This window comes from Lysinibacillus sp. GbtcB16 (genome assembly GCF_019091145.1).
Classification (GTDB): domain Bacteria; phylum Bacillota; class Bacilli; order Bacillales_A; family Planococcaceae; genus Lysinibacillus; species Lysinibacillus fusiformis.
This window is the reverse complement of record NZ_JAGXJV010000271.1, coordinates 1-290: the sequence shown is the minus strand read 5'-3', so window position 1 is coordinate 290 and position 290 is coordinate 1. Positions and strand designations below refer to the sequence as shown.

The 290-nt window shown below is 38.3% G+C and carries 2 protein-coding genes; both read left to right on the top strand.

The features are described from left to right. Window positions 1–82 (top strand): hypothetical protein (locus tag KVT27_RS27370; RefSeq protein ID WP_369009668.1); only part of this gene is annotated, 82 nt, incomplete at its 5' end. Window positions 83–96: 14 nt separating this feature from the next. After that, a partial coding sequence (locus KVT27_RS24230; protein ID WP_217582135.1) for a DNA ligase LigA-related protein occupies window positions 97–290 on the top strand: 194 nt, incomplete at its 3' end.

Here is a 290-nt window from a genome sequence, read left to right as displayed (position 1 = left end):
TACTGAGCTTGATATTGCTTTTCCACAACCAATCGGTATTAAGCGATTACTGGAACAATTTGCACCGATTGAAAAAGCGTAAGCGGAGGAACGTAAATGAACGAAATAGAACAACGAATAGCGGAGTTACATAAATTATTACATGAATATGGTTATGCCTATTATGTACTAGATAAACCGGACGTTGCTGACAGTGTTTATGATCAATTATTGCATGAATTGATTGCCTTAGATGAGGCCTATCCATCACTTATTTTTCCCGATTCTCCTACTCAGCGTGTTGGAGGAAC